We start from the raw sequence: 14,084 nt of genomic DNA on the forward strand, positions 1-14,084 counted from the left end.
TCGGGGGAGAAGCATGCAATGAGGAGCGTAAAGATATGAGTCAGGTGAGCAGGACCCGGCCGAGCGGGATCAGCACTGCGCTGAGCGAGGCGTACGACACGGCTCTGCTGGATCTTGACGGGGTGGTGTACGCGGGTGGCCACGCGATCGTGCATGCCGTCGATTCGCTGGGCGTCGCGCGGGACCGCGGAATGCATCTCGCGTACGTGACCAACAATGCGCTGCGTACGCCGGCTGCCGTGGCGGACCATCTGACCGAGCTCGGGGTGCCGGCCGAGCCCGCCGACGTGATCACCTCGGCGCAGGCGGTGGCCCGGCTGATGGCCGATCAGCTGCCGGCCGGGGCTCGGGTGCTCGTCGTCGGGGGTGAAGGGCTGAAGGTCGCGCTGGTGGAGCGCGGGCTGGTACCGGTGGAGTCGGCGGACGACGAGCCGGTGGCGGTGGCGCAGGGGTACGGCGGTCCCGACATGGCGTGGGGACGGTTCGCGGAGGCTGCGTACGCGATCAACCGTGGGGTGCCGTGGTTCGCGTCCAACACCGATCTGACGATTCCGAGCGCCCGGGGGATCGCGCCGGGCAATGGTGCGGCGGTCGAGGTCGTACGGATCGCCACCGGTGCCGAGCCGCAGGTCGCCGGGAAGCCGCTGCCGCCGATGCACCGTGAGACCGTGCTGCGGACCGGGGCGGAGCGGCCGCTGGTGGTCGGGGACCGGCTGGATACGGACATCGAGGGTGCGTTCAACGGTGGAGTGGACTCACTGCTGGTGCTCACCGGGGTGACGGACGCGGCGCAGCTGGTGGCGGCCGAGCCGAAGCACCGGCCGACGTATGTGGATGCGGATCTGCGGGGACTGCTCACCGGGCAGCCCGAGGTGACGGAGAACGGTGGTGGGTTCGGATGCGGTGGCTGGACGGCCGTGGTGCGCGGCGACGAGCTGGCGCTGGAGGGCGACGGGGACGTGCTCGACGGGCTGCGGGCGCTGTGCGGGGCTGCCTGGTCGTACGCCGGTGAGGGGGCGTGCCGGCTTGATGCGGGGAAGGCGGTGGCCAGGCTCGGGCTGTAGTCCGGCGGCAGCCGGAGGGTGCTGCGCGCGGGGTGTGGGCAACTGGGCGGGAGGGTCCGGGAGTTCGCCGGGGCGCCGGATCCTTGCGGGATGAATCGGGCGTATGCGGCGTTCCGTTGTGTGCGGGGAGCCGAACGGCTCGACAACTTAAGAGGGTAGGCTAACCTAACCTCGTGTTGGTCGAGAGTCCGCCAGAGCCGAGCGCAGGTCCCAGGGCCGCGCCGGTGACATCCGCGCCCCCCGGGCGCCATGCGATCCGTGCCGCAGGGCTGTTGATGGCCGTGGTCGCGCTGGTGCTGGTGTGCCTCGCGAGTATCGCGATCGGTGCAAAGGCGCTGCCCCTCGCCGATGTCTGGCACGGTCTGTTCCGCGCCTCGGGGACCCATGACGATGTCCTCGTGCGGGAGGTGCGCATCCCGCGGACCGTGCTCGGGCTGATCGTCGGCACCGCGCTCGGCCTCGCCGGTGCGGTGATGCAGGCCCTGACCCGTAACCCACTGGCAGAACCCGGACTGCTCGGGGTCAACGCAGGAGCCTCGGCAGCTGTCGTGTCCGCGATCAGCTTCTTCGGTGTCACCTCGCTGACCGGGTACGTGTGGTTCGCGTTCCTCGGCGCCGCGGTCGTGTCGGTCGCGGTGTACCTGCTCGGTGGCAGCCGGTCCGCGACACCTGTACGCCTCGCCCTCGCCGGGACCGCGGCCAGCGCCGCGCTGTTCGGCTATGTCAACGCCGTACAGCTGCTGGACGCGGCGGCGCTCGACCGGCTGCGGTTCTGGACGGTCGGGTCGCTGGCCTCGGCGAACATGGAGACCGTCGGCAAGGTGTGGCCGTTCATCGCGGTCGGTGTCGTCCTCGCACTGCTCATCGCCCGGCCGCTGAACGCCCTGGAGATGGGCGACGACACCGCCAGGGCGCTCGGCGCCCACCTGACCCGCACCCGCGTCCTCGCGATGCTCGCCGTCACTCTGCTGTGCGGGGCCGCGACCGCCGCCTGCGGGCCGATCGTCTTCATCGGGCTGATGATCCCGCACCTGGTGCGCGCGATCACCGGCCCCGATATGCGGTGGATCCTGCCGTACGCGGCCGTGCTCGCGCCGGTGCTGCTGCTCGGCGCGGACGTGGTGGGGCGGGTGATCGCCCGGCCGTCCGAGCTGCAGGTCGGCATCGTCACCGCGCTGCTCGGCGGTCCCGTCTTCATCCATCTCGTACGCCGCAAGAGGATGGCACAGCTGTGAAGGCCATGAAGACCCGTACGAAGGGCGGGGCCGGCGCGGTTCGGGCCGTACGGACCGGCGGGGGGATCTCCTTCCGGGTGGACGTCCGGGCATTCGTGGTGATCGTGCTCCTTGCCGCTGTGGCAGCCGGGGCCGGGATCGTGCTCATCGGCAGCGGCGACTACGCGATGACGCCCGGCGAGGTCGTCAGCACGCTGTTCGGGCACGGCACCTTCCAGCAGGAGTTCATCGTCACGGACCTGCGCCTGCCGCGGGTCCTCGTCGGGCTCCTGGTCGGCGCGGCGCTCGGGGTCGGGGGTGCCGTGTTCCAGACCATCTCCCGCAACCCGCTCGGCAGCCCCGACGTGCTCGGCTTCGGCCAGGGCGCCACCGTCGGTGCGCTGACGGTAATCATCCTCTTCCAGGGCGGGGCCGCCGCGGTCGCGGGCGGCGCCGTCGTCGGCGGGCTGCTCACCGGCGCCGCGGTGTACCTGCTGGCGTGGAAACGAGGGGTCCACGGCTACCGGCTGGTGCTCGTCGGTATCGGCGCGGCCGCGATGCTCACCGCCGCCACCCAGTATCTGATCACCAAGGCGAACCTGGTCGACGCGACCCGCGCCGTCGTCTGGATGACCGGCTCGCTGGACGGGCGCGACTGGGCGCAGGTCTGGCCGCTGCTGGTGGTGTGCGGCCTGCTCATTCCGCTGGTGCTCGGGCACGGGCGGGCGCTGCGCATGATGGAGATGGGCGACGACTCCGCGTACGCCCTGGGGGTACGGGTGGAACGCACCCGGCTCGTCCTGATGGGCTGCGCCGTGCTGCTCGTCGCCGTCGCCACCGCCGCCGCCGGCCCCATCGCCTTCGTTTCGCTGAGCGCCCCGCAGCTGGCCCGCCGGCTCACTCGCTCGCCCGGGCCCAATCTGGCGCCCGCCGCTTTCATGGGGGCTGCGCTGCTGCTCGTCGCCGACTGGATCGCGATGGACGCCTTCGGCGACCGGCAGCTGCCGGTCGGTGTTGTCACCGGCGTGCTGGGTGGCTGCTACCTGCTGTGGCTGCTCGTCTCCGAGCGCAGGGCGGGGCGGATATGAGAACCCGTCGGACGGTGAATCCGCCCCGCAGGACCAGCCCGTCGATGCCCCATCCCACCGACTCCCGGAGTACGACCATGCAGCGCCTCACCGCGGACTCGGTGACCCTCGGCTACGACCAGCGGGTCATCGCGGAGAACCTCTCGGTCGAGATCCCCGACAACTCGTTCACCGTGATCGTCGGCCCCAACGCCTGTGGGAAGTCCACGCTGCTGCGGGCACTGTCCCGGATGCTCAAGCCGAGCCGCGGGCAGGTGCTGCTGGACGGGCAGACGATCCATGCGATGCCCGCGAAGAAGGTCGCGAAGACCCTGGGGCTGCTGCCGCAGTCCTCGATCGCGCCCGACGGCATCACCGTCGCGGACCTGGTCGCACGCGGGCGGTATCCGCATCAGGGGCTGCTGCGGCAGTGGTCGCCGGACGACGAACGCATTGTCGAGGAATCGATGGTGTCGACCGGTGTCCGCGAGCTGGCCGATCGCTATGTCGACGAACTGTCCGGCGGTCAGCGGCAGCGTGTCTGGATCGCGATGGCGCTGGCGCAGGAGACGCCGCTGCTGCTGCTCGACGAGCCGACGACGTACCTCGACATTCAGCACCAGATCGATGTCCTCGACCTGTGCGCGGAGCTGCATGAGACACGCGGGCGGACGTTGGTCGCCGTGCTCCACGACCTGAACCACGCCGCGCGCTACGCCACGCATCTGATTGCCATGCGCGGGGGCGAGGTCATTGCCGAGGGAGCGCCGCGAGACGTGGTCACGGCGGAGCTGGTGGAGCGGGTGTTCGGGCTGCGGTGCCAGGTGATCGATGATCCGGAGACGGGGACGCCGTTGGTGGTGCCGGCCGCGCGGGGCGCGCGTAACGTACGGGGCGCGCGCGTTACGGATTCGGTGGGGGCCTGAGCGGGATTGCGCTGCCTTTCGGCGCGCTCTGCCCTCAATCGCCGGACGGGCCCTGATTCTGCGGGCGTGATCGGTCAGCGCGGCAGGCTTGATGGTGTGGGTGTGGTCGGTTGCCCCAGGGGCTGGTGCGGCGGGTGTACTACAGCAGTGTTCTGAGGCGCATGAGGTCTCGGAGGCTTGCTTCCAGCCGGACCCGGCCCGAGGCCCAGGCCTTTGCGAAGTTCAGGTTCCCGTTCACCATGGCCACCAGGTCGTCGCCGTTCATCGCGAGCCGGATCTCGGCCTTCTCGCTCGGCGGGCCCTCGATCGTGTCGAGTACCTGGATCCGGCCATCCTTGAGACGGCCGGTGAAGGTGATCCCGAGATCCTTGATGTGACAGCTCAGCGAGCGGTCCAGGGCAGCCGCGCTGCGCACGTCGCCCTCGGCCGTCGCGAGGTTGTCGGAAAGTCTGTCGAGTGCGCTGCGGCACTCCGCCATGGTCGCCATCGTGACCGACGGTACCCCAGGCCTTCGCGGTAGCGTTTCCGCATGAGCGACTTGATGCCGGAAGCCGGGGCTGCGCCCGGGGAATCGGCGGAGACGGCCGGCCCCGCACCCGAGCCCGCATCCCCCGCGCCCCTCGGCGTCACGCGCACCCCCACCGGACACGCCGAGGTGGACGCGGGGCTGGAGCGGCTTGCCGATGCGGACCACCTCCCGGCGGAGGGACACATCGAGGTGTACGAGGATGTACACCGTGGGCTGCGCGATGCGCTGACCGCGCTGGATGCCCGGCCCGCACCCGCACCGGTACCCGCACCGATGCCCCCGTACAACAACAGGAGCTGAACCGAACGTGGCAGGAGTGGCACGTCGCCGCCTCGACGCCGAGCTGGTACGCCGAAAGCTCGCCCGCTCACGCGAGCATGCGAGCCAGCTGATCGCCGCAGGGCGGGTGACCGTCGGCGGCAACACCGCGACCAAACCCGCCACCCAGGTCGAGACCAGCGCCGCGGTCGTCGTCATCAAGGACGACAGCGACCCCGAGTACGTCTCGCGCGGCGGGCACAAGCTCGCGGGCGCCCTCGCCGCCTTCGTACCCCTCGGGCTGAAGGTCGAGGGACGGCGGGCACTGGACGCAGGGGCGTCGACCGGTGGATTCACCGACGTACTGCTGCGGGCCGGAGCCGGTCATGTCGTCGCCGTCGACGTGGGCTACGGGCAGCTCGCCTGGTCGCTGCAGTCCGATGAACGCGTCACCGTCAAGGACCGCACCAACGTACGTGAATTGACGCTGGAGGCGATCGACGGAGAGGCGGTGGACCTGGTGGTCGGCGATCTGTCGTTCATCCCGCTGGGGCTCGTCCTGCCTGCTCTGGCGCGCTGTGCCGCCCCCGACGCGGACCTGGTCCTGATGGTCAAGCCGCAGTTCGAGGTCGGCAAGGAGCGGCTGGGCAGCGGTGGCGTGGTGCGCAGCCCCGAGCTGCGGGCCGAAGCGGTACGGGAGGTCGCGCGCCGGGCCTGGGGGCTGGGACTCGGAGTGCGCGGAGTGACCGCGAGCCCGCTGCCCGGGCCTTCCGGCAATGTCGAGTATTTTCTCTGGCTGCGGGCCGGAGCGCCTGAGCTGGATCCCGCGGATGTCGACCGTGCAGTGGCGGAGGGGCCTCGTTGACGACGAATGCGGCACGAACAGTCTTTCTTTTGGCGCATACCGGCCGGCCGGCCGCGATCCGCAGCGCCGAGCTCGTGGTGCAGGGGCTGCTGCGCAGCGGACTCGGGGTACGGGTCCTTGCCGCGGAGGCCGCCGACCTGCCGCTCCCGACGGCCGTGGAGACGGTCCACGACGCGACGCCCGCGGCCGTCGACGGCTGTGAGCTGCTCATCGTCCTCGGCGGGGACGGGACGCTGCTGCGCGGCGCCGAGATCTCCCGGGCCTCCGGGGTGCCGATGCTCGGAGTCAACCTCGGCCGGGTCGGCTTCCTCGCCGAGGCCGAGCGGGACGACCTGGACAAGGTGGTCGACCGGGTCGTCACCCGGGCGTACCAGGTCGAGGAGCGCATGACGATCGACGTCCTCGTGCACAGCAACGGCGACATCGTCCACACCGACTGGGCGATGAACGAAGCGGCCGTGCAGAAGGTGTCGCCCGAGCGGATGCTCGAAGTCGTCCTGGAGATCGACGGGCGCCCGGTCACCGGCTTCGGCTGCGACGGGATCGTCTGTGCGACGCCGACCGGCTCCACCGCGTACGCCTTCTCGGCGGGCGGGCCGGTGGTGTGGCCGGAGGTCGAGGCGCTGCTGATGGTCCCGATCAGCGCCCATGCCCTGTTCGCCAAGCCGCTGGTGACGTCGCCGACCTCGGTGCTCGCCGTCGAGGTCCAGCCGCACACCCCGCACGGGGTGCTGTGGTGCGACGGGCGCAGGACCGTGGAGCTGCCGGCCGGAGCGCGGGTCGAGGTGCGGCGCGGCGCCGTGCCCGTACGGCTGGCGCGGCTGCACCAGGCCTCGTTCACGGACCGGCTGGTGGCGAAGTTCGCGCTGCCCGTCTCGGGGTGGCGGGGCGCACCCCACTGATCGCGTCGGTGCCGCAGATCACGGCCCTCCGGCGCACGGGAGAGTGAATCCGCGGCCGGGGCCCGTCGCACACCGGGGTCCGGACCTCGTAAGGTCGTGTCCGTGTTGGAGGAGATGCGGATACGGTCGCTCGGAGTCATCGACGACGCGGTGGTGGAGCTGTCACCCGGGTTCACCGCGGTGACGGGCGAGACCGGCGCGGGCAAGACCATGGTCGTCACCAGCCTGGGGCTGCTGCTCGGCGGGCGCGCCGACCCCGCCCTGGTGCGGATCGGTGCCAAGGCTGCCGTCGTCGAGGGACGGATCACGGTGTCCGCCGGTGACGCGGCCGCGGTACGGGCCGAGGAGGCCGGGGCCGAAATCGACGAGGGTGCGCTGCTGATCAGCCGTACCGTTTCCGCGGAGGGGCGCTCGCGCGCCCATCTCGGCGGACGGTCCGTGCCGGTGGGCGTCCTCACCGAACTCGCCGACGAACTCGTCGCCGTGCACGGCCAGACCGACCAGCAGGGGCTGCTCAAGCCCGCGCGGCAGCGGCAGGCCCTGGACCGGTATGCGGGCGACGGCGTCGCCGTGCCCCACGCCAAGTACGCGGCGGCGTACCGGCGGCTGCGGGCCGTCGTCACGGAGCTCGACGAGCTGACCACGCGCGCCCGCGAACGAGCCCAGGAAGCGGATCTGCTGCGCTTCGGACTGGACGAGATCGCCGGCGTCGAACCGCTGCCCGGCGAGGACACCGATCTCGCCGCCGAGGCCGAACGGCTCGGTCACGCCGAAGCGCTTGCCTCCGCGGCCGCCCTGGCGCACGCCGCGCTCGCGGGCAACCCGGAGGACCAGGAGGGCGTCGACGCGACGACCGTCGTCGCCGCGGCCGGGCGGTCGCTCGACGCCGTCCGCGCCCACGACCCGGTGCTCGCCGCGCTCGCCGATCGGATCGGCGAGATCTCCATCCTGCTCGCCGATGTGGCGGGCGAACTGGCCGGGTACGCCGACCAGCTGGACGCCGACCCGCTGCGGCTCGCCGCGGTGGAGGAGCGGCGCGCCGCGCTCACCGCGCTCACCCGCAAGTACGGCGAGGACATCGCCGCCGTTCTCGCCTGGGCCGAGGACGGGGCCGGCCGGCTCACCGAACTCGAGGGCGACGACGACCGGATCGGCGAGCTGACGGCCGAGCGGGACGCGCTGCGGGCCGAACTCTCCGGGCTCGGACAGGCGCTGACCGATGCGCGAACGGCGGCGGCGGCACTCTTCGCCGAAGCGGTGACCGAGGAACTGGCCTCTCTTGCCATGCCGCACGCCCGGGTCTCCTTCGACATCCGGCAGACGGACGCGGCGGACGAGGCGTCCGGCATCGACATCGGCGGGCGGAGCGTGCTCTACGGTCCGTCCGGCGCCGACGAGGTGGAACTGCTGCTGGCCCCGCACCCCGGTGCCCAGCCCCGGCCGATCGCCAAGGGCGCGTCGGGCGGTGAGCTGTCCCGGGTGATGCTCGCCGTCGAGGTGGTGTTCGCGGGCTCAGACCCCGTACCCACGTACCTCTTCGACGAGGTCGACGCGGGCGTCGGCGGCAAGGCGGCCGTCGAGGTCGGGCGCCGGCTGGCGAAGCTCGCCAAGTCCGCGCAGGTGGTCGTCGTCACGCACCTGCCGCAGGTGGCGGCGTTCGCCGACCGGCAGCTGCTGGTCGAGAAGACGGTCGACGGCGCGGTGACCCGGAGCGGTGTCACGGTCCTGGAGGGCGAGGACCGGGTACGGGAGCTGTCCCGGATGCTTGCGGGGCAGGAGGACTCGGAGACGGCGCGGGCGCATGCGGAGGAGCTGCTGGCCGCGGCGCGGACGGACGGGTAGGCGGCGGCGCACCGCTGTGCGGGGCGTCTTCGCCGTTCGGCGCGGGGACGGGCCGGCTTCGGTGTCTGCGGTGCGGTGTGCGGGCGGGCCTCGGCGCCCCTGCGTCCGAGCGCTCGGGGCGGACTCGTAGCCTGGCGGGCATGGGAGCAATGATCAGCAGGGTCGCCGCTGGTGCCGTCGCCGTCGGGGTCGCGGGCGGGGTGTACCGGGCGCTGCGGGGGCGGCCGCGCCCGGGGTGGTTGCGGACCAACTACGCGGGGCACACCGTCGATCTGTATGCCGGGCCCGCCGTCGCACTCGGTGCCGCAGCCGGGGCCGCCGTGCTCCCACTGCCGCCCCGCACCCGGACCGCCGCCACCCTCGCCGTGCTGGCCGCCGGGGGCTGTGGGGCGTACGACGACTTTGCCGGCGCCGACGATCCGCGCCGCGGGTTCCGCGCCCATCTCACCGCGCTGCGGCATGGCGAGGTGACCAGTGGCGCCGTGAAGCTCTTCGGCATCGGGGCGGCCGGGCTCGCTGCGGGCGCGCTGCTGAAGGAACGGCCCGTCGACCGGATCCTCGCCGGTGTCGTGATCGCCGGAACCGCTCATCTCGTCAACCTGACGGACCTGCGGCCGGGCGTCGCGACCGCCACCGTGTTCGCCCTCGGGGCCCCGGGGCTGGTCCGGGGCGGACTCGGTGCCGCGCCGATGGGGGCCGTGGCAGCCCTTGCCGCCGAGGAGCTGGGGGAACGCACCATGATCGGGGACGCGGGCGCGCATGCCCTGGGTGCGGCCGTCGGTCTCGCGATCGTTGCAGGCAACGGCCGCGGCGGGCTCGCCGCCCATGCGGTGGGGGTCCTGGCCGCGGCGGTGAACGGGGACCGGATCAGCGGGCTCGCCCGGCGCTGTCGGATCGGTGACGTGCTGTCGGGGCGCTGACGCGTCGCCGCGTCGCCGGCGTGGCAATATCGCACCGTTGTCCTCACCCGTCCGGGTGGTAACGCACGTCCGGTTGTCGTTGTGTACACCGGAACCACGGCTCCGAGGCGCCGGAACGTTCGTACGGACTGGCATCCTTGGCGGTGCACATACCGCCGACTCGGTAGACCCGGGAGCCATTCAACGTGTCACAGCTGCGTACGGTCCAAGTCCTGGGCGGCGGCAGTGCGGGCAGCAGCGCTCACGTCAGCTCGCTGGCCGCAGGGCTGGTGGCGAGAGGCGTACACGTCACCGTCTGCGCCCCGGCCGAACTGGACCGCGCCCACGACTTCTCCGGCACGGGGGCCCGCTTCGTCCCTGTACCGCGGCGCAGCGGCCCCGCCGCCGTCGCCGCCCTGCGGGGCGCCTGCGTGGGGGCGGACGTGGTCCATGCGCACGGGCTGCACGCCGCCGTACGCACGGGTCTTGCGCTCGGTGGGCGGCGCACCCCCCTGGTTCTGACCTGGCACACCCGGGCGTACGCCGAAGGTGCTCGCAGCCGACTGCTCCACCTTCTGGAGCGAAGGGCCGCCCGGGCGGCGGCCGTTGTGCTCGGTACGTCGTCGGATCTGGTCGACCGGGCGCGGCGGCGGGGCGCGCGCGACGCGAGACTGGCGCCGATCGCCATTCCTCTGTCGCGTATTCCCGCCGCTGTTCGCGACGATGGCAAGGCGCGGGCCGAACTCGGCGTGGTCGGACGGCCGTTACTCGTCTCCGTCGGCAGTCTCGTACCGCATCACGGGTACGACACGCTGCTCGACGCGGCACGGATGTGGCGTCAACTCGACCCCGTACCCCTGCTGGTCATCGCGGGGGAGGGGCGGGAGCGGGGTGCGCTCCAGCGGCGGGTCCGGGACGAGGAACTGCCCGTCAGGCTGATCGGGAGCCGCGACGACGTCGCCGCGCTTCTCGCCGCCGCCGATCTGGCCCTGTTGCCCAGCCGATGGGAGGCGCGGTCGCTGGTGGCGCAGGAGGCGCTGCGGATGGGGGTGCCGTTGGTCGCCACGGCGGTGGGCGGGATGCCCGAACTGGTCGGGGACGCGGCGGAACTTGTGCCGTACGGCAACGCGGAGGCCATGGCGCGGGTCGTGGTACGGCTGCTGGGGGACCCGGCGGCTCGGGAGCGGATGGTCGGCACGGGGCGTGTGCAGGCGGCGAGTTGGCCCACGGAGGACGACACGGTCGCGCAAGTCCTCAGTGTGTACGACGAGTTGGCTCAGCCGTTGGCGATCGGGCGGGGATGGTGAGGTGACGACGGGGACGCCGGAGCGTCCCGCGGCCGTCTCGTTCTCAGTCGCCCGACGCTCCCGGTTTGGCGTGGCGGCGGGCTCTCAGGGCCAGGCTCAGAGCCAGGACCGTCTGGGGGTCGTCCAGGTCCGTGCCCAGCAGCTCGCCGATGCGGGCCAGGCGGTTGTAGAGGGTCTGGCGGTTCAGGTGCAGTTCGCGGGCCGTCTCCGCCTTGCGGCCCGCGTGGGCGAGATACGACTCCAGGGTGGGCAGCAGTGGCGGGCGCGAGGTGCGGTCGTGATCGCGCAGCGGACCGATCGCCCGTTCCACGAACGCCGCCAGGTCCGGATGGTCCCGCAGTCGCCACAGCAGCAGGTCGATGTCCAGGCGCCGGGCGTCGTACCAGGGCCGATTGCTGAGCCCCTGCGCCGCCGTCGCCGTCTCCGCCGCGTGCCGCAGCCCGGCCCCGGCCGCCGCCCAGCCGCCCGCGACCCCGACCACCACGACCGGCGGATGAGAGCCCGCCCGCTCCAGCCCGGCCCGCTCGACGCCGGCCCGCAGCGCCGCCGCGACACGGTCGGCCACCGCCGTACGCTCCGACTCGGACCGCAGGCCGAGCAGCAGCGGAACCCTGCCCTCCACGGGGCGTACGCCGAGCAGCACCGGCACGCCCACCGATGACAGCTCCTCCAGGACCGCACGCGCCAGCAGCGCCCAGTTGCCCGACGGGGACAGCTCGGGGGCCAGTCGCATCACCACCGGCAGCAGCGGCGCCCCGCCCGGCTTGAAGCCCAGTACGCGGGCCTGCGCGGGTGCGTCCTCCGGTGTGATCCGGCCCTCCGCGAGGTCCGTCAGGAAGTCGCCGCGGCCGCGCGCGGCGAGTTCCTCCTCCTGGCGGGCCTGCATCAGCACCACGGCGAGGATGCCCGCCGCCCGCTCCGCCGCCATCCGGTGCACCGTCACCAGCGGCCCGGACACCGCGAGGAGTACCAGCCTGGCCCGTACCGAGCCGGACCCAGGGCCACCGCCCGGCACATCCACCAGCACCGCACCCGTGGGCGGTGCCTCGCGGGCCGCCCGGCCGCCGCGCATCCCGTCCCACACCTGGAGCGGATCGGCGGAGACCGGACCGGACTCGGTGCCCGCCGCGTACAGCAGCTGGCCGTCCGCCGTCTCCAGGAAGACCGGGTTGGCGGTGAAGTCCGCCAGAATGCCGAGCACCTGCGGGACCCCGCCGCCGCCGAGCAGCGCCTCCGTGCACCGCCGGTGCACGTCCTCGGCCTGCCGCAGCAGCGCGTAATGGCCGTTGACGATCTCGGTGTGGATCTCCTCGGTCACCGTCACGAACGGCACCTCGCGGTGCAGCTGCACGAGCGGCAGACCGGCTGCCCGCGCGGCGTCCACGATCGAGGCGGGCAGTCTGCTGAAGCGCGGGCCGAGCTCCACCACCAGGGCGGCGATCCCGCGGTCGGCGAGCCTGCGCACGAAGGTGCGCTGCTCGGCGGGGCGGGTGCCGAGCCCCAGACCGGTGGTGAGGAGCAGCTCACCGCCCTTGAGGAGGGACGCGATGTTCGGGACCTCGCCCGCGTGCACCCAGCGCACCGTTCGGTTCAGCCGGTCCGCGCCGGCCACCACCTCGGGGAGTCCGCTGCGCAGCCCCGGCAGTTCCAGGGCGCGCTGCACGGTGATTCCGCCTTGGTTCTCCACTGGTTCTGGCCTCGTGCTTCCGTTCGGGTCGGGCGGGCTGTCGCCCTGGTCAGGAAGGTACCGGCCGGATGCTGCGGAGCCGTCCTCGGGGGAGTTCACCGGGCGGCGGCAGGCTCGACGTTGTGGTTGAGGTGGAACACGTTGTCAGGGTCGTACGCGGCCTTGACCGCGGCGAGCCGGGCGTAGTTCTCGGCGCCGAGCCCGGCGACGACCCGGCCCGAGCCCTCGCGCCCGATGAAGTTGAGGTAGACGGCGCCGGTGGACCAGGGGCGCACATCGGCGCGCACCTGACGTACCCACTGGCGGCCGCGCTCGTCGTCGGACGGGCTCTCCCAGATGCCGAACGGGTGCACGGCCCAGCGAGCGGTGCGCCACGGCAGCGGGTACTCGGCGGGGCCGCGAGCCACCGCGCCGCCCATCGGGAAGAGGACGTGCTGCGAAGCGGAGGGGACGGGCATGTCGGCGACGTGGGAGCAGAACAGGTCCACCGCTTCGTCGGGGAAGGAGTCCAGGTACTCGGCGGACCAGTAGTTCCGCATCCCGGGCGGGTCGTCGAGCATGCACTGCAGATCCGCGTACGGGATGTCGGTGATCACCTCGGACTCGTGGTCGACGGCGAGCAGTGGCCCGGCCAGTTCCCGGGCCCGGGCCGACGGCCCGGTACAGGTGAGCAGGACTCCGCAGACGAGTGTGCCGACCAGATGCTCCGGTACGAATTCCTCGGGCGGCCCAGTGATGTAGAGAAGGGCGCCGCCGGCCTCGTCCGGCGCGGAGGCCATCAGGTCCCGGTACGCACGCAGCACTTCGGGACCGGCCTCGGGGCGGTACAGCAGCAGCGCGAAGGACATCTCCGGCAGCTCGTGCAGGTCGAGGGTGAGCGAGGTGGCGACGCCGAAGTTGCCGCCGCCGCCGTGCAGCGCCCAGAACAGTTCAGGGTTCTCGTCGAGGCTCGCGTGGACGGTGCTGCCGTCCGCCGTCACCAGCTCGGCGGCCAGCAGGTTGTCGCAGGCCAGACCGAATCTCCGCTCAAGCCAGCCGGAGCCGCCGCCCAGCGTGAAGCCGCCCACACCGGTGGTGGAGGCCCGGCCACCGGTGGTCGCCAGACCGTACGGCTGGGTTGCCCGGTCCAGATCGCTCATCGTCGCGCCGCCGCCGACGCGTGCCGCCTGGTCGCTCGGGGAGACCGTCACGCTGTTCAGGCGGCGGAGGTCGACCACCAGCCCGCCGTCGGTGAGTGACATGCCCGCGACGCTGTGACCGCCACCACGGACCGCGATCTCCAGGCCGTGCTCACGGGCGAACCGGACCGACAGCGCCACGTCCGCCTCCGACGCGCACTGGGCGATCACTGCGGGCCGCCGGTCGATCATGCCGTTGAAGATCATGCGCGCCTCGTCGTATCCGGCGTCCCCGGGTGCGAAGGCTTCGCCGGTGAGGTCGCGGCGGAGACCGTCCACAGCGAGGTCCGTCGGACCGGCGATGTCGCTGGTGCCGGTGGTGCCGGTGGTGCTGCGGGGCATCATG

13 protein-coding genes are annotated in these 14,084 nt (G+C 72.6%); 10 read left to right on the forward strand and 3 right to left on the reverse strand.

Translation table 11 applies throughout. The annotated features are described in order from the left end of the window. Positions 1 to 35: 35 nt before the first annotated feature. From OG972_RS31500 to OG972_RS31515, 4 genes are all read left to right on the forward strand, one after another. The gene (locus tag OG972_RS31500; protein ID WP_266987245.1) at positions 36 to 1,064 is read left to right on the forward strand and encodes an HAD hydrolase-like protein; all 1,029 of its coding nucleotides are present in this window, start codon (positions 36 to 38) and stop codon (positions 1,062 to 1,064) included. Positions 1,065 to 1,339: 275 nt separating this feature from the next. Next, the gene (locus OG972_RS31505) at positions 1,340 to 2,299 is read left to right on the forward strand and encodes an iron ABC transporter permease (protein WP_266990823.1); all 960 of its coding nucleotides are present in this window, start codon (positions 1,340 to 1,342) and stop codon (positions 2,297 to 2,299) included. 5 nt (positions 2,300 to 2,304) lie between these two features. Beyond that, a complete protein-coding gene (locus OG972_RS31510) occupies positions 2,305 to 3,366 on the forward strand; it encodes an iron chelate uptake ABC transporter family permease subunit (RefSeq protein WP_266990825.1) in 1,062 nt (353 codons plus the stop codon). A 77-nt stretch (positions 3,367 to 3,443) separates the two neighbouring features. Beyond that, entirely contained in the window at positions 3,444 to 4,271 is an 828-nt protein-coding gene (locus OG972_RS31515) for an ABC transporter ATP-binding protein (protein ID WP_266990827.1), read from the forward strand. A gap of 139 nt (positions 4,272 to 4,410) precedes the next feature. On the opposite strand, the gene OG972_RS31520 is transcribed toward OG972_RS31515, so the two are convergent. Continuing rightward, a complete protein-coding gene (locus OG972_RS31520; protein ID WP_266987247.1) occupies positions 4,411 to 4,758 on the reverse strand; it encodes an SCP2 sterol-binding domain-containing protein in 348 nt (115 codons plus the stop codon). A 54-nt stretch (positions 4,759 to 4,812) separates the two neighbouring features. Here OG972_RS31520 and OG972_RS31525 point away from each other — a divergent pair, with 54 nt between their 5' ends. From OG972_RS31525 to OG972_RS31550, 6 genes are all read left to right on the forward strand, one after another. Next, positions 4,813 to 5,100: a hypothetical protein gene (locus OG972_RS31525; protein ID WP_266990829.1), complete on the forward strand. Its 288-nt coding sequence runs from the start codon at positions 4,813 to 4,815 to the stop codon at positions 5,098 to 5,100. A 7-nt stretch (positions 5,101 to 5,107) separates the two neighbouring features. Further along, positions 5,108 to 5,923, forward strand: a complete 816-nt coding sequence (locus OG972_RS31530; protein WP_266987249.1) for a TlyA family RNA methyltransferase — start codon at positions 5,108 to 5,110, stop codon at positions 5,921 to 5,923. Further along, a complete protein-coding gene (locus OG972_RS31535; RefSeq protein WP_266987251.1) occupies positions 5,920 to 6,825 on the forward strand; it encodes an NAD kinase in 906 nt (301 codons plus the stop codon). The genes OG972_RS31530 and OG972_RS31535 overlap by 4 nt, the downstream gene beginning before the upstream one ends. 96 nt (positions 6,826 to 6,921) lie before the next feature. Next, entirely contained in the window at positions 6,922 to 8,667 is a 1,746-nt protein-coding gene (recN, locus tag OG972_RS31540; protein ID WP_266987253.1) for a DNA repair protein RecN, read from the forward strand. Positions 8,668 to 8,816: 149 nt separating this feature from the next. Next, positions 8,817 to 9,587, forward strand: coding sequence for a hypothetical protein (locus OG972_RS31545; protein WP_266990831.1), 771 nt, complete (start codon positions 8,817 to 8,819; stop codon positions 9,585 to 9,587). Between the two features lie 185 nt (positions 9,588 to 9,772). Next, on the forward strand, positions 9,773 to 10,873 hold the full coding sequence (locus OG972_RS31550) for a glycosyltransferase family 4 protein (protein WP_266987255.1): 1,101 nt from the start codon (positions 9,773 to 9,775) through the stop codon (positions 10,871 to 10,873). A gap of 43 nt (positions 10,874 to 10,916) precedes the next feature. Here OG972_RS31550 and OG972_RS31555 read toward each other — a convergent pair whose 3' ends face one another. Next, complete coding sequence (locus OG972_RS31555; protein ID WP_266987257.1) at positions 10,917 to 12,560, reverse strand: PucR family transcriptional regulator; 1,644 nt, start codon at positions 12,558 to 12,560, stop codon at positions 10,917 to 10,919. Positions 12,561 to 12,655: 95 nt separating this feature from the next. Beyond that, a complete protein-coding gene (locus tag OG972_RS31560) occupies positions 12,656 to 14,080 on the reverse strand; it encodes an FAD-binding oxidoreductase (protein ID WP_266990833.1) in 1,425 nt (474 codons plus the stop codon). Positions 14,081 to 14,084: the final 4 nt, after the last annotated feature.

It is taken from the genome of Streptomyces sp. NBC_01669 (assembly GCF_026339735.1).
GTDB lineage: Bacteria > Actinomycetota > Actinomycetes > Streptomycetales > Streptomycetaceae > Streptomyces > Streptomyces yanii.